The sequence below is a fragment of the Actinoplanes sp. NPDC089786 genome (assembly GCF_040684855.1).
Taxonomy (GTDB): Bacteria; Actinomycetota; Actinomycetes; order Mycobacteriales; family Micromonosporaceae; genus Actinoplanes.
Genome location: NZ_JBFBGU010000006.1, coordinates 286,403 through 308,964, shown reverse-complemented (window position 1 = coordinate 308,964; position 22,562 = coordinate 286,403). Strand labels below are relative to the sequence as shown.

Genomic DNA, 22,562 nt, shown 5'->3' with positions numbered 1-22,562 from the left:
AGCGGACATGAGGATGAGCGCGCCATGACGATCGACGACGAGTACGGCGACCTGGTGCCGCTGGGCGACGGCCCGGGCTCGGCCCTGGCCGCGGTGCAGGCCGGCAGCGGTGCGGCGTGGGTGCTGAAGGTGCTGCCGGGGCGACTCGACCGGCGGACCCGCTCCGAGGTGGAGGGTGAGCTGCGCAAGCTCGCCGGTCCGGCGGCGGGCGCGCCGATCGTGGTGGCCGACCGGCTCGTCGACCTGCCCGACGGCCGCACGGCGCTGCGCCGGGAGTTGTGCACGCAGTCGCTGCCCGAGCTGATCGAGGCGTTCGGCCCGCTGTCCGTGCCGGACACGGTCGCGCTGGGCGGGGCGCTGGCCGAGGCGCTGGCCGTGGCCGGGGTCGTGCACGGCGGCGTGACCCCGGGCAACGTGCTGTTCCGGGAGTCGGGCGAGCCGGTGCTGACCGACTTCGGGGTGGCCGTGCGGCGGGCGTACCCGCCGGAGCACGACACCGGCTACCGGGCGCCGGAGACGATCCGGGACGGCGTGCTGGACGAGCGCGCTGACCGGTACGGGCTGGGCGCGATCCTGCACCTGGCCCTGGCCGGGTCGCCGCCGTTCCCGGCCCGGCCCGGCGAGCCCGAGGGCGATCACCTGCTGCGGGTGCTGACCGAGCCGCCGCCCCCGATCGAACGCGACGACCTGCCGTCCTGGCTGGCCGACCTGGTCCGCGACCTGCTGGAGAAGGACCCGGAGCGACGGCCGGCCGAGGTGGCCGGTCGGCTGGCCGGACCGGTGGCCGACATCGGACCGCGGCCGGCCGGCGCCCCGATCATCGAGTTCGGCCCGGAGAAACCACGGCGTCTCCCCCGGCCTTCGGTGCTGGCCGCCGCGGCCGTGGCGGCGCTGCTCGCCGTGGTGGTGGCCCTGGTCGTGCTCAACCAGCCCCGGGACATGGACGTGCCGCCGGTGAACCCGCCGGTCGCCGCCGCGTCCAGCGCCGCGCCGTCGCCGGGCGCGAGCGCCCCCGGTGTACACCTGGAACTGGCCCCGCCCAAGGACCTCGGCACCGTGGTCGAACTGACCTGGACCAGCGACCTGCCCAACCTGGACTTCGTGGTGGCCTGGGCCCCGGGCGGTGGGAAGGCCGAGACAAAGCCCGTGGGTCGTCGGACGACCCACCGGGTGCAGGTGGAGCGGGGCCGCATGTACTGCTTCGAGGTCCAGGCCACGAACGGACTGGAGAGCTGGGTCAGCGCGCCCAAGGCCATCCGCGGCGCCGTCTGCCGTCGCTAGCCGGCGGAAGCAGGGGGCGGGGGTTGAGCAGGGCGCGGACGCGGGCGAGGCGACCGCGCCGGGCCAGGCCGCCACGAACCGCCCGGACCGACGTCCAGGCCCGGACGACCTCCTCGTCGGCCGGCCGCGCGCCCGACCACAGCGTCCGGTCGACGGTCTTGGCCAGGGTACGGATCTCGGCCACCGTCCCGTCGTCGGCGACCGGCCCGGCGGCGGCGCCCAGGTCACGCACGGTCATGCCGGGCGTGACCGGCACGCCGTACGCCCGCAGCCGATCCCGCACCTCGGCCCACGCGCCCAGCACGGCCGCCGCACCGTCCCGCCGCCGGCGCCGCCACGACCGCACCGTCCACAGTGCCGGCACGCCGACCGGCCAGCCCAGGAGCAGCACCGCCAGCACGGCCGTCCAGGTCAGGACCGGCCGATCCGGGGCGGGCGACGGCGCCGGCCCGATCGTCGTGATCTGCGGCTCGCGCAGGTCCTGGGTCGGCGGCAGCGCGGCCCGGGCGCCGGAGACCGCCGCGGCCAGCCCGGTCCCGGCCGTGGCCGTGGCGCCGGAGGCCGACTCGAACGGGTCCAGCGGCACCCAGCCGACCCCTTGGACCGCCACCTCGGGCCAGGCGTAGATGTTGCCGTTCCGGACCACGATGTCGCCGTTCGCCTCGGGCCGGGGCGTGCGGTAGCCGACCACGAGCCGCGCCGGGATGCCGACGATCCGGGCCAGCGCGACGTACGCCGCGGCGAACTGCTCGCTCGTGCCGTCCTTGGTGTCCAGCAGGAACTTCTTGATCTGCGGCCAGCCGTGCCCGGTAGGCAGGGGCCGCCCGTCCGCCGCGTGGTAGCGGGTGCTCAGGAACTTCTCGAGCACCAGCGCGCCCTGGAACGTCGGCAGCTGGCCGCTCATCGCCTCGTCGGCCAGCCGCTGCACCTCGTCGGGCACGTCGGGGAGGTCGTTCAGACCGCTGGACGCCGTCGGGTCGATCGCGGCGCTGCCGAGCGTCGTCCCGTCCACGGCCACGTCAGGCTGCCACCAGCTCAGCGTGTACTCCGCCGGCCCGGACGGCACGTCCTCCCGCAGCAGGGTGCCGTACTCGGGGATGACCAGCGGCTCGATCCCGGTCACCGAGGCGGGCCAGGTCTGGCTGGGCAGCCACGGCCCGCCGGTGTCGGTGACGGTCAGGTCGGCCGTCCGGAGGCTGGTGCCGATCAGCACCTGCGGTCCCGGCGGCAGCAGCGTGCCCATCCGACGGTACCTCGCCGACGGATTCCAGCTCACCCCGTCGAAGTCGTCGAGCACCACCAGCGGCCAGCGGTCCACATCGGACCCACGGGCGACCCGGAACACCTCGGTGTTCCGATTTCCGAGCCGGAAGGCGACCTCGTCCAGCGGGTTGGCCGGCAGCAACGCCGGCACGGGCGCGGGCCGGCCGTTGTACAACGAGAACCGGGCCCGGCCGTCCGGCAGCAGAACCAGACACAGACCGGCCAGGAGTACGCTCGCCGCGCCGGCCGCCACCAGCCTCGGCAGCGTCGCCCGGGTGGCCAGCGTGAGCGCCGCCGCCACGGCGTAGGCCAGCGCCCCGGCCACCGCGGCGCCCGGCGTCAGCGCGGCGTAGCACTGGCTCAGCACCACCACGGCCAGGCTCGGCAGCAGCGCGGCCAGCGGCGACCGCAGCCGCAGCACCAGTTCCGCGCCCAGCACCGCGGCCACCGTGACCAGCAGCGGGACGAACAGCAGCAGGCCGGCGTCGGGCCGGGCCGGCCAGGTCGACTCCAGCACCTGCTGCCAGGAGGAGGTCACCCCGCCGGCCAGGGCGGTGATGGTGGACCCGGTCGGCAGCCCGGCCAGCGTCGTGCCGAACAGCAGCGTCTCGGCCACGGCCAGCAGACCGGCCACGGTGGACAGCAGGGGGCGCCAGTCGAGCAGGACCGGGCGGCGCCCGCAGATCAGCGTCACGGCCAGCACCACGGCCGCCGGGATCAGGACCGGCGCGAGCAGCGGGGTCAGGCCGTAGACCGGCGCGAAGAACAGCCCGGCGATGACGGCGGCCAGCACCGGGCCGGCCGCACGCCAGGTCAGCCCAGTGATTCGTTCCACTGCCGCACCGCCTGTGCCGCACCGAGCGCGCGGAACACGCGTACCCCGGCCGGAGCCTCCAGCCACCCGCCCAGGGCGACCACCACCACCTCGGCGAACCCGGACCGCCGGGCCAGCACCGCCTCCACCGTTGTGCCGCCCCCGGTGATCAGCACCAGTCCCCCGCCGGGCCGCACCCGCGGGACGTCGCCGGCGGCGTCCTGCCGCACCTCGCTCAGCTCGTCCAGCAGCCGTCTCGTGGCCAGCGGCCCGCCCTGCACCGCGACCTCCCGGCCCGACCAGGTGAGCAGGCGGGTGTCCTGGGCGGCCCGGGTCGACGCGCACAGCAGCGAGGCGGCCAGATCCACCGCCTCCTCGAAGAACGCCGGGGTCAGCGCGCCCGGCCGGTTGTCCAGCAGCACCGTGGTACGGCCGCGGCGCGGGTCGGCCAGGTCACGGACCATCAGCCGGCCGGTTCGCGCGGTCGCCTTCCAGTGCAGGTGGCGCACCTCGTCGCCGGGCACGTACTCGCGGACGTCGAGCAGCTCGACCGACCCGCGCAGGGTGACGTCCGGCGCGCCCTCGTGGTGGTGCCGGGGCACGCCCGCGACCAGCGCCCGGGCGGCGTGCTGACGCGGATGCACCCACAGCGTGGTGGTCTCGCCGGTGGCCAGCGCCCGCCGGGCCAGATCGAACGGGTCGGCGCGGTGCAGGGTCAGCGGGCCGACCGTCAACCGTCCGCGTACGGCCGTGGGCAACTCGTAGTTGCGGGTCGCTTCCGCCCCCGGCAGCAGCCCGGGCAACCGCACCTCGCGCGTCGCCCCACCGGCGGCGTCCTCGGCGGTGAAGCCGGCCTGGCGACGCTTCCCGGTGCTGCGGACGCGCAGCCGGGCCAGCGCCGGCCGGCCCCGCTCGACCCGATCGGGATGCACCACCCGGTGCACCCGGACCTCCAGCGGCGGCGCGGTCAGCGCGACCGCGACCAGCACCGCCCCGGCCAGGATCGCGCCCAGCGTGGTCAGCACCGGGAACCGCAGCCACAGGCCGGCCGCCAGCAGCAGCACCGCCGCCACAGAGGCCGCGATGCCCCGGCCGGTGAGCCGCACGGTCAGGCGCTCGCGGTCGGCACCGGCACCGCGGCCAGCACCTCGGCCACGATTCCGTCGGTGCTGCGCAGGTTGAGCTCGGCCTCGGCGGTGCGGATCAGGCGGTGGCCCAGCACCGGCACGGCCACGTCCTTGATGTCGTCCGGGGTGACATAGCTGCGGCCGTCGATCGCGGCGATCGCCCGAGCCGCCCGGACCAGCGCGATGCTGCCCCGGACGCTGGCGCCGTAGCGCAGGGCGGCGTGGTCGCGGGTGGCTTCGGAGAGGCGTACGGCGTAGTCGGCCACCGCCGGGTCGACGTGCTGTCCGCGTACCTCATCGATCGCCTTCCGCAGCGCGGCCGTGTCGACGACCGCCGAGAGGTCGTCGGCGCTCGCGCCCGCCGCGCTGCCCAGCACCACGCCCACCTCGGACTCGCGGTCGGGATAGCCCACCGACAGCCGCATCAGGAAGCGGTCGAGCTGGGCCTCGGGCAGGCGGTAGGTGCCTTCCAGCTCGATCGGGTTCTGGGTGGCGACGACCAGGAACGGGCGCGGCACCTCGTGCGACTCGCCGTCCACCGTGACCCGCCGCTCCTCCAGCACCTCGAGCAGCGCCGACTGGGTCTTGGGGGTGCCGCGGTTGATCTCGTCGGCCACCACCACGTTGGCGAACACCGCGCCCGGGTGGAAGGCGAACGTCTCCTCCCGCTGGCGGTAGACGGTCACCCCGGTGATGTCGCTGGGCAGCAGGTCGGGGGTGAACTGGATCCGGCTCCACTTGCCGCCGATGCTGCGCGCCATCGCCCGGGCCAGCGTGGTCTTGCCCAGGCCGGGAACGTCCTCGATGAGCAGGTGCCCCTCGGCCAGCAGCCCGGCCACGGCCAGCCGGACCAGCTCGTCCTTGCCCTTGATGACCTCACGGACGTTGGCCGAGATCGCCGCGGCGATCTCGGCGGCGCTCGCCGCTACCACGACGAGAGGCGGTTGGAGGAGACGCCGTTGACGGTCGCCCAGATCGTTCCGCCCGAACCGTTGTACGCGAAACGGTCGTCCACCATCAGATAGCCCTTCTCATTCGTCGTCAGCTTGACGCCGTTGAATCTTCCCCACCTCGACGAGTAGATGTCGATGTCCATGCTGGAGTTGGGCGGGAAACCTCGGATCTCGGTCTTGATCCAGGCGCAGTCGGGCCGATTGCAGTCGGGGCTGTGTGTGGTCCCCCCGCCCCGCGACACCCTCACCGATCTCGACGTGGCGGCGGCCGGCAGCAGCACCCTCGTCGAGGCGGCCGTCCCGCGCCCGGCCGCGTTCTGCGCCGCCACCGTGATCTTGTAATTCTTGGCCCGGGTCAGCCCGCTGAGCGTGGTCGACCGGGTGTTCCGGCCGACCGTGCGGCTGCCGCTCGACCCGCCCGACCAGGTCACCCGATAACCGGTGACGGCCGAGCCGTTCTCCTTCGCCGCCCCCCAGGACACCCGGATGTTCCCGCCGGACACCGTGGCCCGCAGCCCCGGCGGCAGGCCCGGTGGTGACGGCGGGTTGGTGGTGGTCGTCCTCTGCGGCGTCGGCCGGTTCGGCGGTGGGTCGGCCGGCGCCTGGTTCTGCGTCCGCCCGGTCGGACGGTTCGGCGGCGTCGTCGTGGTGCCCTGGTTGCGCGGCCGGTTGGCGGACTGCTGCGTCGGCCCGTTCACCGTCGGGCCGGGGTTGGCCGGCGGGGTCGTCTCGCCCGGCGGCGGCACCGGCCGCCGGTCGTCCTTGCCGGCCGGGGCGGGCGGCGTCACCTTGTCGAGCCGGCCGCGGTCGCCGACCACGTACACCTGGTCGCCCTGGCTGCCCTCGACGTACACCCGCTGGTCCTCGCCGCGGGACAGCCGGGTCGTCTGCTTGTCCTTCGGCAGGAGGCCCTCACGCTGCTGCCGGCCGTCCCGGTCGAACGTGCGGACCGATTTGCCCTGGTTGTCGAGCAGGACCACCGCGTCGCGCCCCGCGACCGGCGTCTCGTACTTGCCCGGCGGCAGCGTCACCGAGATGTCGGCCGCCACCCGGCCCTGGCCGAGGCCGGTGGCGTCGACGATGTGCATCTGACTGGCGCCCGGATCGAGCACGGCCACCCGGCCGGACATGTCAGCCGTCGCGATCTTGGCGTCGGCGGGCAGGTCGCGGCCGATCCGGACCGGGCGGCCCAGCCCGTTGCCGTCGACCGGGGTGAACGTGTCGGCGTCGGTGTCCACGAAGACGGCCTGCTTGCCGACCACGGTCAGCGAGCCGGCGTGTCCGGCCGGCGCGCTCGCCCGGCAATCCACCTGCTCCGCCTCCGGCGTCAGGAGACACAGCCCGTTCGAGTCGCGGTGCTGAAGCCACAGGGTGCCGTCCGGGGTGACCACGGGGGTGCCGAGCGGACCGCCGGGACCGGCCGGGATGGTGACCGGGTCGTCGCCACCGAAGCGGACGATCCGCCCCTGCTCCGGATAGACGTAGTAGGGGCCGCCCTTGGCCTCCAGCGCCACCGGCTCCTCGCCGTTAGCCGGGGCCTGCAGCTTGTAGCCCTCTTCGACCTCGAGCGTGGACTTGCCGAAGCGCACGGCGCGGTTGCCGCCGAGCACGTACCCGGCCGTGTCGCCCTGGACCACCTGGGTGTCTTCGGAGTCCATGCCTTCCGCCCGGAACTTGGCGTCCACCGCGCCGTTGCCGTTCACGTGGAAGACCGTGTTCTCCTTGGGCTGGGCGATCCAGTGCCCGAGCTGGGCGAACCGGAGGCCGCCGGAGGAGGCGGAGGCGTCGGTGACGGCCGCGGTCACCCCGGCCGCCACGACGAGGGCGAGCAGGATCAGCGGCAGGCGCCCACCACGGCGCGGCCGCAACACGCGAAGAAGTCGGCTCGTCACTCTCGCGAGCATAGAAGAAGGTGTACATGATCGGTCCATTACGGATACATCGCGGTCAATCACCGGTCGTGGGCAACGACAACTCGAAGATCGCCCCGCCCCGGTCGGCGTTGAAGACCCGCAGCGTGCCACCGTGCGACTGGGCCACCCAGCGCACGATGGCCAGACCCAGCCCGTTCGACCCGCCGTGGCTCTTGAACCGCTCGAACGTCTCCTTGGCCATCGCCGGATCGATGCCCGGACCCTGGTCGGCCACGATCACCCGGCCACCGGCCACGGTCACCTGGACGACCGCCGGCTTGCCCTCGACCCGGCCGTGCCGCAGCGCGTTCTCCAGCAGGTTGCCCACCGCCCGCTGCATCAGGCCCGCGTCGGCCCGCACCTTGGTCGGCGCCGTGGTCACCGTGACCGTGGCCTCGCCGGTCGGCGTCTCCTCGACCACGGCCGCGACCAGTTGGTCCAGCCACACCGGCTCGATCACCATCGGCTCCACACCGGCCGCCAGCCGGGCGCGCATCAGCACCCCCTCGACGATGGTGCCCATCCGGCGGGCCAGCTCGACCGTCCGGGGCAGCAGCTCGGCGCGGTCCTGCGGGTTGGCCACCGCGGCCTCGGCCAGGGCGCGCAGGGCCGCGGTGGGCGTACGCAGATCGTGCGCGGTGTCGGCCAGCAACGCCTCCTGCTGCTCCAGGGCCACCGCGGCCGGCCGGATCGCCCGGGTCGCCAGCAGGAACGACGCGACCCCGACGCCGCCCAGCAGCAGGATGCCGCCGCCGAGCAGATAGAGGGTCAGCTCCCGGTGCTCGGCCAGCTCGGCCGACGGGTCCCACATGGCGACCACGGCGCCGGCATACTTGCCGGTCTTGAAGCGGAACGGCTCGGCGTACACCCGGATCAGCCGGCCGTCGACGGTCTCGTAGCCCGTCTGGATCCGGCCGGTCGCCACCGCCGCCCGGGCCAGGCGCTGCATGACCTCGTCGGGCACCGGCACACAGTCGCGCTCGCTCCGGAAGGCGGTGAACGTCTCGGTGGGACCGGGCAGCACCGCGAACTCCGGGCAGTTCTCGCTCAGCGGGTCATCGGGCAGCGACTGGGTGTCGACCGTGCCGTCCTCGTTGTCGTGCACCAGCCGCGACACGCTGCCGGTGACCCGGCTGAGCAGGCCGTCCATCCGGATCTCGCGCAGCTCGGTGTCCGACCGGACCAGCAACGCGGCGCAGATCAGATAGCCCACCGCGCAGATCAGCGTCACCCACAGGGCGAGCCGGCCGGGCAGCCCGCGCAACTGGTCCAGCACCGACGCGCCGGTCACGGGGCGTCACCCCCGATCCGATAACCCCGCCCGCGTACGGTGTGCAGCAGCTCCGGCTCGCCGAGCTTCCCGCGCAGCCGCTTGATCACCACGTCGACCACGTTCGACATCGGGTCGGCGTTGGCGTCCCAGCAGTGCTCGATCAGATCGGTCCGGCTCACCGCCGACCCGGCCCGGCTCATCAGGAACTCCAGGACGGCGTACTCCTTGCTGGTCAGCCCGAGCAGGACACCGGCCCGGCGCACCTGCCGGCGGGCCGAGTCGAGCTCCAGGTCGGCGTGCCGCAGCACCGACGGCCGGCCCGAGCCCCCACGGCGGCACAGGGTCAGCACCCGGGCCGTCATCTCGGCCACCGCGAACGGCTTGACCAGATAGTCGTCGCCACCGTGCTCGAAGCCCGCCACCAGGTCGGCGATCGTGTCCCGGGCGGTCAGGAACAGCACCGGGACGGCCCACCCCTCCTGCCGCCGCCGGTGCACGTAGTTGATCGCGTCACCGTCCGGCAGCATCCGGTCGAACACGACGCAGTCCGTTCCCTGGCGCGAGAGGATCTCGTCCGCGGCGGCGATGTCCCCCGCCTGCGCCACCTCCAGACCGGCCCCGGCCAGCTCGGTCGTCACCGCCAGCCGCAGGTCGTCGTCGTCCTCGACCACCATCACCCGCACCCGCCGCGCCTCCCCTGGGATGTGTCATCGGAACTTCATGCGCGCCGGCGGATGGTAGCCCCATGCTGTTTCGCATCCTCGGTCCGATCGAGCTGCACACGCCCGCGGCGGTGCATCAGCTCGGCGCGGGCAAACCGGCGACCGTGCTGGCCACGCTGCTGCAGCAGCCTAACGCGTGGGTCACGGTGGATCAGCTCGCCGAGGCGACCTGGCCGGGAGCGGCCATGCCCGCGTCGGCGTCGGCCAACCTGAAGACGTACGTGTGGCAGCTCCGCCGCCTGCTGCCCGATCTGGACGGTGCCGGCCGCATCGACCGCCGCGCCGACGCCTACCGGCTGCGGGTCGCCCCCGGCGAGGTGGACGCCGACCGGGCCCGCTCGCTCGGCGCCTCCGCCCTCGCCGCTCCGCCGCCGGCCCGGCTCCCGCTGCTCCGCGAGGCGCTGTCGCTGTGGCGCGGCCGCCCCTACTGCGGTGTCGAGCCGGCGGCGTCGGCGGCGCTCGCCCTGACCGAGCTGCGGCTCGAGCTGAGCGAACAGCTCGCCGAGGTGCAGCTCGAGCTGGGCGACCACACCAACGCGGTGGGTACGCTGCGCGAAGTCACGTCCGAGGCCCCGCTCCGCGAACCGGCCTGGGCGCTGCTGGTCCGCGCGCTGACCGCCGCCGGCCAGCGGACCGAGGCGCTGCTGGCCGCCCGCCGCGCCGCCGAGATCCTGCGCAGCGAGCTCGGCGTGACACCGGGCCCGGTCCTGGCCGCGGCGTCCCACTCGCTCGCCCCGCCCCTGACCGACGTCTCACCCCGACGCGAACTGCCGCGCGACGTGCGCCTGATCGGCCGGGCGCCGGAGATCGCCCACATCCGCCGGGCCGCGACCGCCCCCGCCCCCCTCGTCCTGCTCACCGGCCCACCCGGCATCGGCAAGACCGCCCTGGCCGTGCATGCTGCCCACCAGCTGGCCCCGAACTTCCCCGACGGCCAGTTCTTCGTCCACATGCGACAGCCGGCCGGCGCCCTGCTCGACCGGCTGCTCCGCGGCCTCGGCCTGTCCCTTCTCCGGATCCCGCCCGACCTCGACGAGCGGGCCTCCCTGTGGCGCTCGTCGGTGGCCGGCCGGCGCATCCTGCTGGTCCTCGACGACGCCCTGACCAGGGACCAGGTGTGGCCGCTGCTCCCCGCCACACCGGGCAGCCTGACCCTGGTCACGGCCCGATCCCTGGCCGGCCACCTCGACGGCGCCACCCGCATCCCGCTGCATCCGCTCAGCCCCACGGCGGCGAAGTCGCTCTACGCGGCGGCGTCGGCCACCCACCCGAATCCGGCCGGGATCGCGGCCGGGCGGGGCAACCCGGGCGCGCTGCTGCTCGCGGCGACCGCCCCGGCGATGCAGCGGAGGGCGGCGGTATGACAACGGCCCGTTTTGTGGTGACGGCGGCCCGCCGTCCGGCCGCACCTGAGCCGCCGGCTCCCGCCGCGCCCGAAACTGCCACGCGGTCGGCTCCTGCCACACTCGGAGCTGCCACGTCGCCGCCTCCGGCAACGCTCGGAGCTGCCACGTTGCCGGCCGCCCCGTCCACAGGAGCGACTGCTCCGCCGCGCCTGTGGACAGCCGACGAAAATCGTCGTACCCCGCGGCTACCTTCCGGCCCACCCAGTGACCCGGGCGGGGGAGGCGGCGGCCGCCAAGATCGACTTCTTTCGCCGTCGCCACAGGACCGCACGGACCCACGCGACTGGACGCTGCCACGCGACCACACGGCACCCCTGGACCGGGCGACCCCGCGGAATCGCACGACGCCACGTGACCTGCCGGCCACACGCGAGCGCGTGACGACACCGGCGCCCGAGGCGACGGCCGGCGCTCGGCGGCTGGCTGCGTTGCCGGTGTTGCGGATCGCCGCGTGGCAGGTCGCGTTCGTGCTCGCCTTCGTCGCCACGGGACAGGGTCCGGCCGGCGCCGTCGCCTTCGGCACGCTGGCCGCGCTCACGCTTGGGCTGAGCGCCGGCCGGATGCGCGGCGAGTGGCTCTCCACGGTCGCCGTCCGGTGGCTGGCCTTCGCGGCCCGGTCGAAGGAGTGGCCCGGCGAGCACCTGCCGCTCCCCCGGGACTCCACGCTCACCTCGGCCGGCGTGCTCGTCTCAGCGGAAGGCATGACGGTCGTCGTGCGTACATCTGAATTCGCCTTTCCCACCCTCGAAGCCGGCGCCGATCTGCAGCTGATCGGTCATCGCGGCCCGCGTCAAGCGGGGCCGGGCGCCTGGCTCGCGATCACCGTGCGCCGCGATGCCGAGACCGCCACGGACGAGCAGCTGCGCGTTCCGCTCGACAACGTGGTCCGGCGGGTGCGCAAGGAGTTCGCGCTGCTGACGGGGCGGGAGGTCGAGGCGGCCGTGCGCGGGCTGGCGCATGCCGGGCCGTCGCGGGAGACCTGGCGGCACTGGCGGTCGGGGTCGATCACCCAGATCACGTTCCGCCTGGCGAACGGCAGCCTCGCCGTGATGGAACGGCTGCTCGCGGAGGGGCGGGAGGCCGCGGTCACGGTCGCGTTGCGGCCGGACGGCACCGGGGTCGTCCGGGTCGCCGCCCCCGAAGCCCGGGCCGCGGAACGCGCCGCGCGCCGGATGACCGAAGTCACAAGCCTGGAAAGGCTGGACGGGCGGCACGGACCCGCCGTCCTCGCCTCGCTGCCGATCGGAGGACTGCTCTGATGACCGTCCACGTCATGCCCCACGCCGGAATCGACGCGGCACTGGCCACGGCCACCCGTGAGGTGCTGGTGGCGCTCGACCGGAGCGCGCCGCTGCGGCGGGCCGACCACGACAACCTGCGGCGCGGTGTGCGCTACCGGATTCTGCTGCCGGACGCGGTGCGGGACAACCCCGTGCTGGCGTTGCGGTTGGGGCGGCTCGCTCCGGCTGGGGCCGAGGTACGCACGGTGCCGGTCGTTCCCACCGAAGCGACCGTTGTGGACGGTGCGCTGGCCATGCTGCCGGGGGCGATGGTGCGCCTGCCCAGCGTGGTCGGCACGGTGGTGGCGCTGTTCGAGCAGCTGTGGGCGTCGGCCGCCCCGCTGACCCCGTGCGAGGTGACCAACGGCGCCGGGCTGAACGTCCGGGAGCGCGAGCTGCTCGCGTTGCTGAGCGCGGGCTGCACCGACGAGTCGGCGGCGGCCCGCCTGGGGATCTCGGTGCGGACGGTCCGCCGGATGATGGCGGCGATCATGATCCGCCTGGGCGCCCGCAGCCGGTTCCAGGCGGGTCTCAAGGCGGCCGACCGCGGCCTGCTCGCGCGGACCGCCTGACAAGTTGCGTCGATTTCTGCGTCCTTTCTGGCATGACCCCGGAGGCCATGGGTATGCGCCCCGCGTCAGAGACGGATGAAAGGACAACCATCATGTTCAAGCGTGTCGCCGCGGCCCTGGGCGTGGCCGGACTGCTGCTCCTGCAGCCCGCCGCCGCCCAGGCCGCTCCCTCCGACCAGGACACCGCCTTCCTGAAGTCGGCACACCAGTCCAACCTCGCGGAGATCGCCGGTGGCAAGCTGGCCCAGCAGAAGGGCGCCAGCCAGGAGGTCAAGGACCTCGGGGAACGCTTCGTCACCGACCACACGAAGCTCGACGCCGCCGTGCGGGAGGCCGCCGAGGCGCTCGGGGTCGACCTGCCGTCCACACCCAACTCGAAGCAGCAGGCGGTCGCCAAGCGGTACGCGGCCACGTCCGGCGACGACTTCGACGCGCTCTTCGTGTCCACCCAGATGGAAGCGCACATGGCGGCCATGGCGGCCGGGCGTACCGAGATCGCCCGCGGCAGCGACGCCCAGGCGAAGAAGGTCGCCCAGGACGCCGCTCCGGTGATCGCCTCACATCATGACGCGCTCTCCGGCGCCGCCCGTGAGCTGGGCGTTCCCGACACGATCGGCACCGGGACCGGCGGGGCGGCGGCGAGCGACTGGTTCACCGCCCCGGTCTTCGGGCTGGTCGGCGGCGGCCTGGTGCTGCTCGTCTGCGCCGCGGCCCTGCTGCTGCGGCGCCGGCCCGCCTACCGATGACCGTGAACCGGCGCCTGGCCGGCTGGACGGCTCTGGCGGCCGGACTGCTCACGGTGGCCGGCGGCGTTCTGCTCGGTGTCGAGTCGAGCCGTCCGCCGGCCGCCGTGGGCCCACCTCCGGCGCTACGGCTGAGCACACCGTCGGAGGCCGCGCCCGGGCCTGTATCCGGGCCTGTTCCCGGGAACGGGCCCGGAAAGAGTGCATCGGCCTGGGCGGTGCCCACCCGGGTGACGATCGGCGCGTTGCGGGTGGACGCGCCGGTCGATCCCGCGGGGGTACGCCCGGACCGCTCGCTGGCCGTGCCCGAGGATCCCGATCGGCTCGGCTGGTGGATCGGTTCCGCGGCGCCGGGCACGCCGAAGGGCACCGTCCTGCTCGCCGGCCACGTCGACACCGCCCGGGACGGCGCCGGCGCGCTGTTCCGGCTGGAGAGGCTCAGCATGGGCGCCCGCATCGACGTCCGCGCCGGCGACCGGGTGATCACGTACCGCGCGGTGGCCCGGCGCAGCTACGTCAAACAGCGGCTGCCCGCGGATCTCTACCGGACCGACTCCTCGCCGCGGCTGGTCCTGATCACCTGCGGCGGCACCTTCCACAACGGCGTGTACAGCCACAACGTCGTGGTTTATGCGGAACCGCTGGGAACCGGCAATATGTAGAGCGTGCGGGTACTGGTCACCGAGGACGACGAGAATCTCCGGATCGCTGTCGACTCCTCGTTGCGTGTCGCCGGTTTCGCTGTGGACACCGCCGGTGACCTGCCCGAGGTCGATCTGGCCCTGAGCGTGAACGTGTACGACTGCGCGGTCTTCGACCGGATGCTGCCGACCGGCGACTCGCTCGACTACGTGGCGCGGCGCCGGCGGGACGGGTGGACCGTGCCGGTGTTGTTCCTCACCGGACGCGGCGACACCACCGACCGGGTCGAGGGCCTCGCCTGGGGCGACGACTACCTGAGCAAGCCGTTCGCGACGGCCGAGCTGGTGGTCCGGGTGCGCAAGCTGTGCCGGTGGGCGGGTGACCGCCCGGCGCCGGTCACAGTGCGGTTCGCGGGCATCGAGATCGACCCCGAGCGGTACGAGGCCAGCCGCGACGGCCGCCCGCTGACGTTGACCGCGAAGCAGTTCGTGGTCCTGGAACGTCTCGTGCGGGCGGCCGGTCGGCCGGTGCCGCGGGCCGTGCTGATCGCCGCGGCCTGGGACGAGCTGGTGCCGCCGGCCTCGAACGTGCTCGACGTGCTGGTCGCCCAGCTGCGCGGCAAGCTCGGCAAGCCGGCCGTGCTGCACACGGTGCGAGGCGTCGGCTACCTGATCCGGGCGAATTGAGCGCGCTCGGCCGCGGTCAACCGGCTGTGCATCTGGCCGCTATCGTGTGGCCGGTGAGAATTCGGTACGTGCTCAACAACGCCTACGGCGCCGGCGGAACCATTCGCACGGTCATCAATCAGGCCAACGCCCTGTGCGCCGAGCACGACGTCGAGATTGCCAGCGTGCTGCAGACCCGGGCGCAGCCGGTGTTCGCCATCGACCCGAGGGTGAACCTGGTCTCGCTGACCGGCCTGCGCGACGACGGCTCCCGCTTCACCGACCCGCCCGGCGGGAACTCGCGCTTCTGGCGCAAGACCCGTCGCCTCCGCAACTTCCTGCCGCACGGCCGGGACTACCGGTTCAAGCGCTTCGATCCGATGCTCGACCTGGCCGTGATCCGGTATTTCCGGCGCGAACGGGACGGTGTGCTCATCACCACCCGGCCCGGCCTGAACCTGCTCGCCGCCTGGGGCGCCCCACGCCGGCTGATCCGGATCGGCCAGGACCACATGAACCTGGGCACCTACCGGCCGAGGCTGCGCAAGGAACTCGTCCGCGGCTATCCCCGGCTGGACGCGGTCGCCGTGCTGACCCAGCACGACCTGGCCGACTGGCGGGCCGCGCTGGGCGACCGGGTACGGCTCGAGCAGGTGCCCAACGGCATCCCGCCGGCCGCCGAGCCCGGTTCGTCGCCGGACGCCAAGGTGGTCGTCGCGGCCGGCCGGTTCTCCCGGCAGAAGGGCTTCGACCTGCTGGTCGAGGCGTGGGCGGCGGTGCACGCCAAACACCCCGAGTGGCGGCTGGCGATCTTCGGCAACGGCCCCGACCGCGAGAAGCTCATCGCCCGGGCCGAGGAACTGGAGATGAGCGATTCGGTACGCATGCCCGGCATCACCCGCAAGCTCGACCAGGAGCTGGCCGCCGCCTCGATCTACGTTCTGAGCTCCCGCTTCGAGGGGCTGCCGATGGTGCTGCTGGAGGCGATGACCCAGGGGCTGCCGGCGGTCGCGTACGACTGCCCGACCGGCCCGCGGGAGGTCATCGAGGACGGCGTCAACGGCCGCCTGGTGCCCCCGGAGGACGTGGACGCCCTGGCCGCGGCGCTGTGCGAGCTGATCGAGGACCCGGAGCGGCTGCGGGCCATGGGCGCCGCGGCGTTGACGAGCAGCGAGCCGTTCTCGATGCCGTCGGTATCCGCCCACTGGGAACGTTTCTTCGCGGAACTGGCGAAAGATCGGTAGCACTCAGCTTTCATTCAGGAAGGCATGAGCCGGGCCACTGGAGCGTGTCCGAATCTTCCCCTCTGTGCTGACCCCGATAGGAGTCCCATGAGGAGAACGCTCAGCCGTCTCGGCCTCACCTGCGGCGTGATGGTGGCGGTCATCGCCCCGGTCGCCACCACCGCCTCGGCCGTCGTCGTCACCCCGTCCACCCCGCGGACCGGAAGGCTGGCGCAGGTCGGCCCGACTGCCGAACACGGCTTCCCGGCCTGGTACCGCGACAGCAACAACCTCCGCCTGGAGGCCTGCGTCACCGCGGACGACCCGCTGTGCCCGGTGCTGCTGGACGAGGTGCCGAACCCGGACGAGCCGGTCTCGTACCCGGACAACTTCCCCGGCGAGTTCTTCTACCAGCTGGCCGGCTCGACGGCGACGCTGACCAACGGCGTACGCGCGACGATCGGCATGGACCTCGAGGGCGCCTGGGCCGGCGAGGAGGTGGTCGACGGCGACCAGATGGTGTTCGGCCGGGTCCGCATCCGGTTCGCCGCGCCGGAGGGTCAGCGGTTCCGGATCACCCACCCGTACGGCATCGACGACATCGTGGCGACCGACCGGGGCGTCAACATGACCGAGGACATCGGCACCACGCCGCTCGCCTTCGGACAGGCCCTGAACAGCCGGATCGGCCCGTTCCTGAAGTGGGACCCGGCCGTGCTCCCGGCCGCCCCGGCGGGCTACACCGGTGACCCGGGCGTCGACCACAAGATCACCGGCAGCCCGTACAACACGAACTTCGTCCGGATCGAGCAGCTCGACCCGGCCACCGGCGGGGTCATCGGCCAGGTCGGCTTCAACGACCTGTTCAGCGTCCAGGGCCGGATGGCCACCAACGCCGGCGTCGACATCGACCGGGCCACGTACACCACCGACGCGGACGGCGCCGGCTTCATCGAGGTCTTCGCCACCAGCGAGCCCGGCCAGGCCGTCGAGGTCGTCAGCAACCCGGCGCTCGGCTTCCGCGGCACCCGGCTGCGCGGCGTGAACGGCCGGTACTACGGCCGCTTCCCGGTGACGAACTCGGTGCCGGACGGCGCGACCGTCGAGGTGGTGAACAACAGCGACCGGCCGGTGGCGCACAAGACGGCGAAGCTGATCGACGTCGTACGCATCACGGACGTCGAGTACAACGCCGACAACGGCCGGCTGAAGGTGGCCGCCACCTCGTCGGACGGCGACGCCAGTCCCGGCGTACTCACCGCCGACGGTTTCGGCCCGATCACCGGCTCACCGTTCACCGGCGTGCAGGCGCCCCCGCCGTCGATCACGGTGCGGTCCTCGGGCGGCGGCTCGGCCACGGCCATGCTGACCGGCACCGGGCGGCTGTTCCTGCCCGACCGTCCCGTCGCGGCGGCGACCACCGGCAACCCGGTCGTGGTCGGCCAGAACGTGCAGCTGGACGGCACCGGTTCCACGGGCCAGATCGACTCGTACGCCTGGACCCAGGTCGCCGGCCCCGAGGTGACGCTCACCGGCGCCGACCAGGCGACCGCGACGTTCGTGCCCGCCGGGGTCGGCACCTACGCCTTCACCCTGGTGGTGACCGGCCCCGGCGGCGTCAGCCCCCCGGTGACGGTGACAACGCAGGTGATCGACGTGCAGACCCCCACGGCCGACGCCGGCGTCGACCAGACCGTGGTCCGCGGCCGGGCGGTGGCCCTCGACGGCAGCCGCTCCAAGGCGGTCGAGACCTACTCGTGGCGGCAGGTGTCCGGGCCCGCGGTGACCCTGACCGGCGCGACCAGCGCCCGCCCCACCTTCACCTACCCGGTGCAGGCGCTGCCGGCAACACCCGGCCCCAACCCGGCGTTCGCCTACAACAACGCGCCGGTCACCTTGGAGCTGACCGTACGCAACCCCGCCGGCATCGCCACCGACCAGGTCATCGTGCGCCCGTCCACGGACAACTTCACCGGCGGCATCACCACCCGCTACCGCACCGGCAACAACGAATGGCGGATCTCCGGCACCAACAGCCTGCTCGCCGGCCAGCGGGTGCAGGTGGTCCTGGGCAGCACACTCACCGGCCGCACCATCGGCACGGCGGCCACGGTCGACGCCGTCGGCGCGTGGAGCGTCCGGGTCACCGGCCCGGCGCCGGGCACCATCCGCACGGTCAGCGTGGTCTCCTCGACCGGCGCGATCGCGCTGGCCCAGGCGGTAACCGTCACCAACTGACGCACTGAACGACTGAGGGGCGGAGGGGTATCCCCCGCCCCTCATTCATGCCACCGAGCGAGAATGCTCATACAACTACTCGGCCTGGTGCTTTGCCTGACTGATCAGTTTTTCAAGATGGGCAGTGTGCTTCGCATTGCCGAGCTTCCCGGCGGCCTCGCGGCTGATCTTCAGGACGGTGACGGCTTGGTCTGGTCGCTTATCTCGGAGCAGGATCTGTCCCAGGATGTCGCCTACGACAGCGATGCCGTCGGGGCGTTGGAGCTGCTGAAGAAGCCGAAACGAGTCGACCAGCAACGGGAACGCGGCGTTGTAGTCCTCGCGGGCGAGCTCGACCTGGGCAAGACCCCATTTTGCTGACGCGATGCCGTCCAAGTCGCGCATGGTTTCCAAGGCCTGCAATCGCTTGGTGTGTAGTTCGGGGCTTCGTCGTAGTCGCCGCGCTGGTAGAGGATGTCGGCGATCTTGCCCCAAGCGACCGTCGATCCGCGGGTGTCACCGAGCCGTTCAAAGACCGGCAGTTGCACTTCACGGCGGATCCGCAGGGCCTCGTCGTAATCACCACGCCGGTAGAGGATGTCGCCGATCTTACCCCAGGTGACCGCCGTCGACCGGGTGTCGCCAAGCCGCACAAAGACCGGCAGCGATTCTTCGCGATGGATACGCAGAGCCTCGTCGTAATCACCACGCTGATAGAGGATGTCGGCGATCTTACCCCAGGCGACCGCGGATACGCGGGTGTCGCCAAGCCGCACAAAGACCGGCAGCGATTCTTCGCGGTGAATGCGCAGAGCCTCGTCGTAATCACCACGCTGATAGAGGATGTCGGCGATCTTGCCTGTGGCGACCGCCGCCGACCTGGTGTCGCCGAGCCGCCCATAGACCGGCAGCGATTCTTCGCGATGGATACGCAGAGCCTCGTCGTAATCACCACGCCGGTAGAGGATGTCGGCAATCTTGCCCCAGGTGACCGCCGCCGACCGGGTGTCGCCGAGCCGTTTGTAGACCGGCAGCTCGACTTCGCGGCGGATGCGCAGGGCTTCGTCGTAATCACCGCGCTGATAGAGGATGTCGGCAATCTTGCCCCAGGTGACCGCCGATCCGCGGGTGTCACCGAGCCGCACAAAGACCGGCAGCAATTCTTCGCGATGGATACGCAGAGCCTCGTCGTAATCACCACGCCGGTAGAGGATTTCGGCGATGGTTCCTTGACAGTTTGCGGCTTCCGTTTCGGATTTTGCGGCCTCGAACAGATCGTTGGCTCGCTGGAGAAACTGTTCGGCACTGTCCAGCTCGCCGCGGTCGATTAGATAAGTGGCGTGTTCTGCGGTGACGCGTGCCTGTTCGAGCGTGTCTCCCTGCTGGGGATCATCGACCTGCGCCTCCCGGACTGCCCGGGTGAACAGTTCCCCGGCGGTGTCGCCGTCCCCGCTGGTCTTCGCAGCGTCGGCGACCCGCCGCAGCAGCAAGATAGGCACTGGATGCTGATGCTGGTCCAGCAGGATGATCGCCTGTTGGCCGAGCCGCAACGCGTCAGCTGCCGGGCCGGCGCGCAGCTCCTCCACGGCGCCGGTCGCGCAGGCGGCGGTGACGTCGGGGTTGTCGGCGTGCAGGGCGATGCGGGTCAGCTGCAGGTCAAGAGCTAAGTCGCGGCGGTGGTTGGCTGGAGTGCCGCCCCATGCGGTGAACAACGCACCCACGACTGCGGCGGCCAGCTCGGTGGCTTTAGTCGCATCGAGTGGGTCGAGGCGACCGGACGCCAAGGCGTTGGCCGCCAACGCCGACTGCTGCGGCTCGAAGCCGTCCGGAAACACGTCGACCAGCCCAAGCCCGACCAGCCGGGCCGCCGACCCACCGGAACGCCGGGCCAAGACCTCGGCTACCGGCTCGGGCACCGGCAGGTCGAACAGGGTCAGCTCACGCAACAACGCGCGATGGGCCGGGCCGGCCTGCTCCAGCAGCGTGTCCAGGGCCAGGTTCTCCAGGAAGGCGCGAACCTCGGCTTCCTCGGGCAGCGCACCCCGGTCGAGGTATGACTCCATACCGGCGACCGCGGCCTCGGCCCGGTCCTCGGTGACCTGGTCGCTCAACACCAGACGGAGACCGATCAGATCCTGCAAGCCCGGATTGCCCCGGCTGACCTTGACCGCCCGCTCGGCCAGCTCGAACCGCTCGATCCGCTGCTTCACCGTGACCTGCGCCTGCTGCCGGTTCAGCAACTTACGCTGGGCGACCGACGACAACGGGCGCAGCGCGATCTGCTCCAGCCGATCTTCCAGACTGTTGAGGGTGAACTGGAAGCGGCTGGTCAGCAGCAGACGGCTGTCGGTCTCGGCCGGGTCGAACGCCCGCACCACCCCGGCCAGCACCGGCGCCAGCCGCGGACCGACCCGATGCGGTCCGTCCGGATCGGCCACCAAGATCCGCTCCAGATCGTCGAAGATCAACAACACTGGGCGCCCACCATCGGCCGCCTGCCCACACGGTCCGCTCAGCAGGTCGGTCAGCAGTTCGCCGAGAGCCTCCGGGTGGTCACGAACCTCCGCTCGCCGGTGCTTGATCAGTTCGCGGGCTTCCGGATTCGAACGCACCGCGTCGTCGAGCACGTCCAGGATCGCGGCCGCGCTGTAATCACCGAAGACCACCGCAGGCGCGAGATCCGGACGACGATCCGCGATCCGGGCGGCCAGACTCGACTTCCCCAGCCGGCCCTGCCCATGCAGCAGCACCCCAGCCCGATCCGGCGACCGCAACGCCCGCAACGCGCGCTGCAGCTCCGGTCGGCGGCCGACGAACATGGCCGGCGCCGCGACCGGCACATGCTGTTTACGGTCCAGGAACACCTTGGTGCCATGCACCGCCGACACCCGCGACCGCCGCCCGGTCCCGCCCACCACCGGGCCACCGCCGGACGGGCCGAACCACAACCTGGCCAGATGCCAGTCCGACCGCACCCGCCGCGTCGACGACCCCAGCAACGCCCGCCGGGCATCCCCGACCGCGACGGCGAGATCCGCCTGGTTGCTGAGCTGCTGATACAGGTTCTCGGCGAAGGTGGTCGCCGCCAGATCGTCGACCGAACCATCCCAGCCGAGCACCGCCGGCACACCCGCCGAGACCAACCCGGTGGCCATCGAGTGCGCGAGCAGCTCACCAGAGTCACCACCATCGCCGGTCCCGGTCCGCCGCCCTGAACCCGCAGGCAGATGTCCAGCGGCCCCGGCCGCCGTGGCGGTCAGGCACGCCGACACGAACAGCAGCCGCGGCACCTTGGTCAGCAATCTGACCAGCTCGTCCGTGGTGGTCGGCCGGTCGTCGCCGACCTCGTCCTCCATCATCAACGCCGGCACCCCCGCCCCGCCCGGCCGCGCCGAGAAGCTGTTCACCCCATGGCAGGACAGGTGCACCACCGGCATCCCGCCCAGGTCGGCCAGCCGCCGGCCCAGCTCGACCGGGTTCCCGGTGTCCTCCACCACAAGATCAACCCGGGTGTCGTCGACCGCCTTGAGGATCGCCGCTTCCTCGGCCTCGAAGTCCAGCTCATGCTGCCGACGCGGCGACGACGCCATGAACGCCAACCCCAGCCGGAACCCATCCAGCGCCGGCGGCGGCTCCGCCACACCCAGCCGACGCACCACACAGAACCGCACGAACGCGTCCGCCGCGAGGAACCCACCACCGGGCCGGGCCAGCAACTCGAACGGCGCCCGCAACACCGCCCACGCCCGGTCCGACGGCGACCGCGGCCCCCGCACCTCGAACACCAGCGGCGACGGAGCCCGATCGACCAGAGCCGTCAGCTGTCCCTCGTCACCGTCCAGCCAGGACCACAACTCCCGGCCGAGCCCGACAAAGACATGATCATCGGCGCCCGACTGCACCGCCCGCACGTAACGCACACCAAGGTCCGACAGCAGCGCCTCGTCGGCCGCGCCCAGCACCCGCCGAGGCCCGACACTCTCCGTGCCGACCAGCACCTCGAAGCCTGCCTCGTCCACCACCAGACCGGTCACGCCACCCGCCCGCCTCTCCACCCCGCCGACAGGCACCGAACCCTGACCACGCCGATCCGGACCCACCCATCATCCGAGCACACTCCCCCAAATCGGTGAACCCGAGATCGCCGCCAACGACCGCCTACATCTGACGGACAGGTCTCGGACGCGACACCACAGCACAGCCGAAACCGATGCCGGCAATCCGCTGGGTCCTGAGGCACCTCGGCCGATGTGGCGCGCTGGCCCGTGCCGTGGCTGTGTCGAAGGAGGCGGAAGGTTCCATCCCCGCCGTCACGCTGGTCATGGGCCGAGCTGGGCTGTCAGGCGCCCACGCTGCCCACTCAACCCCGCCGCCGCTCACCCCCGCAACAGTGGTAGAGCCTGACGGTATCCGGGCGGCGGCGAGGACGAAGGCCGGCGGGAGCGGCGGCGGGCGGGACGATGGGTCG

16 protein-coding genes are annotated in these 22,562 nt (G+C 72.6%); 9 read left to right on the top strand and 7 right to left on the bottom strand.

The window, feature by feature from the left end:
• Positions 1-24 precede the first annotated feature (24 nt).
• Positions 25-1,281, top strand: a complete 1,257-nt coding sequence (locus tag AB0O15_RS21820; protein WP_364321215.1) for a hypothetical protein — start codon at positions 25-27, stop codon at positions 1,279-1,281.
• Here AB0O15_RS21820 and AB0O15_RS21815 read toward each other — a convergent pair.
• Genes AB0O15_RS21815 through AB0O15_RS21790 form a run of 6 tightly spaced genes read right to left on the bottom strand, consistent with a single transcriptional unit; the run spans position 1,238 to position 9,298 of the window.
• A complete protein-coding gene (locus AB0O15_RS21815; protein WP_364321212.1) occupies positions 1,238-3,379 on the bottom strand; it encodes a transglutaminaseTgpA domain-containing protein in 2,142 nt (713 codons plus the stop codon). The two genes, AB0O15_RS21820 and AB0O15_RS21815, sit on opposite strands and share 44 nt — an antisense overlap.
• Positions 3,358-4,464, bottom strand: coding sequence for a DUF58 domain-containing protein (locus AB0O15_RS21810; RefSeq protein WP_364321209.1), 1,107 nt, complete (start codon positions 4,462-4,464; stop codon positions 3,358-3,360). Before AB0O15_RS21810 ends, AB0O15_RS21815 begins: the two co-directional genes overlap by 22 nt.
• A gap of 2 nt (positions 4,465-4,466) precedes the next feature.
• Entirely contained in the window at positions 4,467-5,417 is a 951-nt protein-coding gene (locus tag AB0O15_RS21805) for a MoxR family ATPase (protein ID WP_364321206.1), read from the bottom strand.
• Positions 5,411-7,330, bottom strand: coding sequence for a fibronectin type III domain-containing protein (locus AB0O15_RS21800; RefSeq protein WP_364321203.1), 1,920 nt, complete (start codon positions 7,328-7,330; stop codon positions 5,411-5,413). Before AB0O15_RS21800 ends, AB0O15_RS21805 begins: the two co-directional genes overlap by 7 nt.
• 55 nt (positions 7,331-7,385) lie before the next feature.
• Positions 7,386-8,642 (bottom strand): HAMP domain-containing sensor histidine kinase, encoded by a 1,257-nt coding sequence (locus AB0O15_RS21795; RefSeq protein WP_364321200.1) that lies wholly within the window; start codon positions 8,640-8,642, stop codon positions 7,386-7,388.
• A complete protein-coding gene (locus AB0O15_RS21790) occupies positions 8,639-9,298 on the bottom strand; it encodes a response regulator transcription factor (RefSeq protein ID WP_364321316.1) in 660 nt (219 codons plus the stop codon). The genes AB0O15_RS21795 and AB0O15_RS21790 overlap by 4 nt, the downstream gene beginning before the upstream one ends.
• Positions 9,299-9,369: 71 nt before the next feature.
• Here AB0O15_RS21790 and AB0O15_RS21785 point away from each other — a divergent pair, with 71 nt between their 5' ends.
• The 8 genes from AB0O15_RS21785 to AB0O15_RS21750 all read left to right on the top strand — a co-directional run bounded on the left by AB0O15_RS21785 (position 9,370) and on the right by AB0O15_RS21750 (position 18,115).
• Entirely contained in the window at positions 9,370-10,710 is a 1,341-nt protein-coding gene (locus AB0O15_RS21785) for a BTAD domain-containing putative transcriptional regulator (protein WP_364321197.1), read from the top strand.
• Between the two features lie 419 nt (positions 10,711-11,129).
• On the top strand, positions 11,130-12,011 hold the full coding sequence (locus AB0O15_RS21780) for a hypothetical protein (RefSeq protein ID WP_364321194.1): 882 nt from the start codon (positions 11,130-11,132) through the stop codon (positions 12,009-12,011).
• Positions 12,011-12,604, top strand: a complete 594-nt coding sequence (locus AB0O15_RS21775; RefSeq protein ID WP_364321191.1) for a LuxR C-terminal-related transcriptional regulator — start codon at positions 12,011-12,013, stop codon at positions 12,602-12,604. The genes AB0O15_RS21780 and AB0O15_RS21775 overlap by 1 nt, the downstream gene beginning before the upstream one ends.
• A 92-nt stretch (positions 12,605-12,696) precedes the next feature.
• Positions 12,697-13,350, top strand: coding sequence for a DUF4142 domain-containing protein (locus AB0O15_RS21770; protein WP_364321188.1), 654 nt, complete (start codon positions 12,697-12,699; stop codon positions 13,348-13,350).
• Positions 13,347-14,009, top strand: a complete 663-nt coding sequence (locus AB0O15_RS21765; protein ID WP_364321185.1) for a class F sortase — start codon at positions 13,347-13,349, stop codon at positions 14,007-14,009. Before AB0O15_RS21770 ends, AB0O15_RS21765 begins: the two co-directional genes overlap by 4 nt.
• A 3-nt stretch (positions 14,010-14,012) precedes the next feature.
• A complete protein-coding gene (locus AB0O15_RS21760; RefSeq protein WP_364321182.1) occupies positions 14,013-14,675 on the top strand; it encodes a response regulator transcription factor in 663 nt (220 codons plus the stop codon).
• A 53-nt stretch (positions 14,676-14,728) separates the two neighbouring features.
• Positions 14,729-15,898, top strand: a complete 1,170-nt coding sequence (locus AB0O15_RS21755) for a glycosyltransferase family 4 protein (RefSeq protein WP_364321179.1) — start codon at positions 14,729-14,731, stop codon at positions 15,896-15,898.
• Between the two features lie 87 nt (positions 15,899-15,985).
• Complete coding sequence (locus tag AB0O15_RS21750) at positions 15,986-18,115, top strand: hypothetical protein (protein WP_364321176.1); 2,130 nt, start codon at positions 15,986-15,988, stop codon at positions 18,113-18,115.
• 233 nt (positions 18,116-18,348) lie between these two features.
• On the opposite strand, the gene AB0O15_RS21745 is transcribed toward AB0O15_RS21750, so the two are convergent.
• The gene (locus AB0O15_RS21745; protein WP_364321173.1) at positions 18,349-22,128 is read right to left on the bottom strand and encodes a tetratricopeptide repeat protein; all 3,780 of its coding nucleotides are present in this window, start codon (positions 22,126-22,128) and stop codon (positions 18,349-18,351) included.
• Positions 22,129-22,562: the final 434 nt, after the last annotated feature.

Excerpts from the sequence above, each read along its gene's own strand:
- AB0O15_RS21790 (WP_364321316.1), bottom strand. The coding sequence starts at position 9,298 with ATGGTGGTCGAGGACGACGACGACCTGCGGCTGGCGGTGACGACCGAG.
- AB0O15_RS21775 (WP_364321191.1), top strand. The coding sequence starts at position 12,011 with ATGACCGTCCACGTCATGCCCCACGCCGGAATCGACGCGGCACTGGCC.
- AB0O15_RS21750 (WP_364321176.1), top strand. The coding sequence starts at position 15,986 with ATGAGGAGAACGCTCAGCCGTCTCGGCCTCACCTGCGGCGTGATGGTG.
- AB0O15_RS21765 (WP_364321185.1), top strand. The coding sequence starts at position 13,347 with ATGACCGTGAACCGGCGCCTGGCCGGCTGGACGGCTCTGGCGGCCGGA.
- AB0O15_RS21770 (WP_364321188.1), top strand. The coding sequence starts at position 12,697 with ATGTTCAAGCGTGTCGCCGCGGCCCTGGGCGTGGCCGGACTGCTGCTC.
- AB0O15_RS21785 (WP_364321197.1), top strand. The coding sequence starts at position 9,370 with ATGCTGTTTCGCATCCTCGGTCCGATCGAGCTGCACACGCCCGCGGCG.
- AB0O15_RS21820 (WP_364321215.1), top strand. The coding sequence starts at position 25 with ATGACGATCGACGACGAGTACGGCGACCTGGTGCCGCTGGGCGACGGC.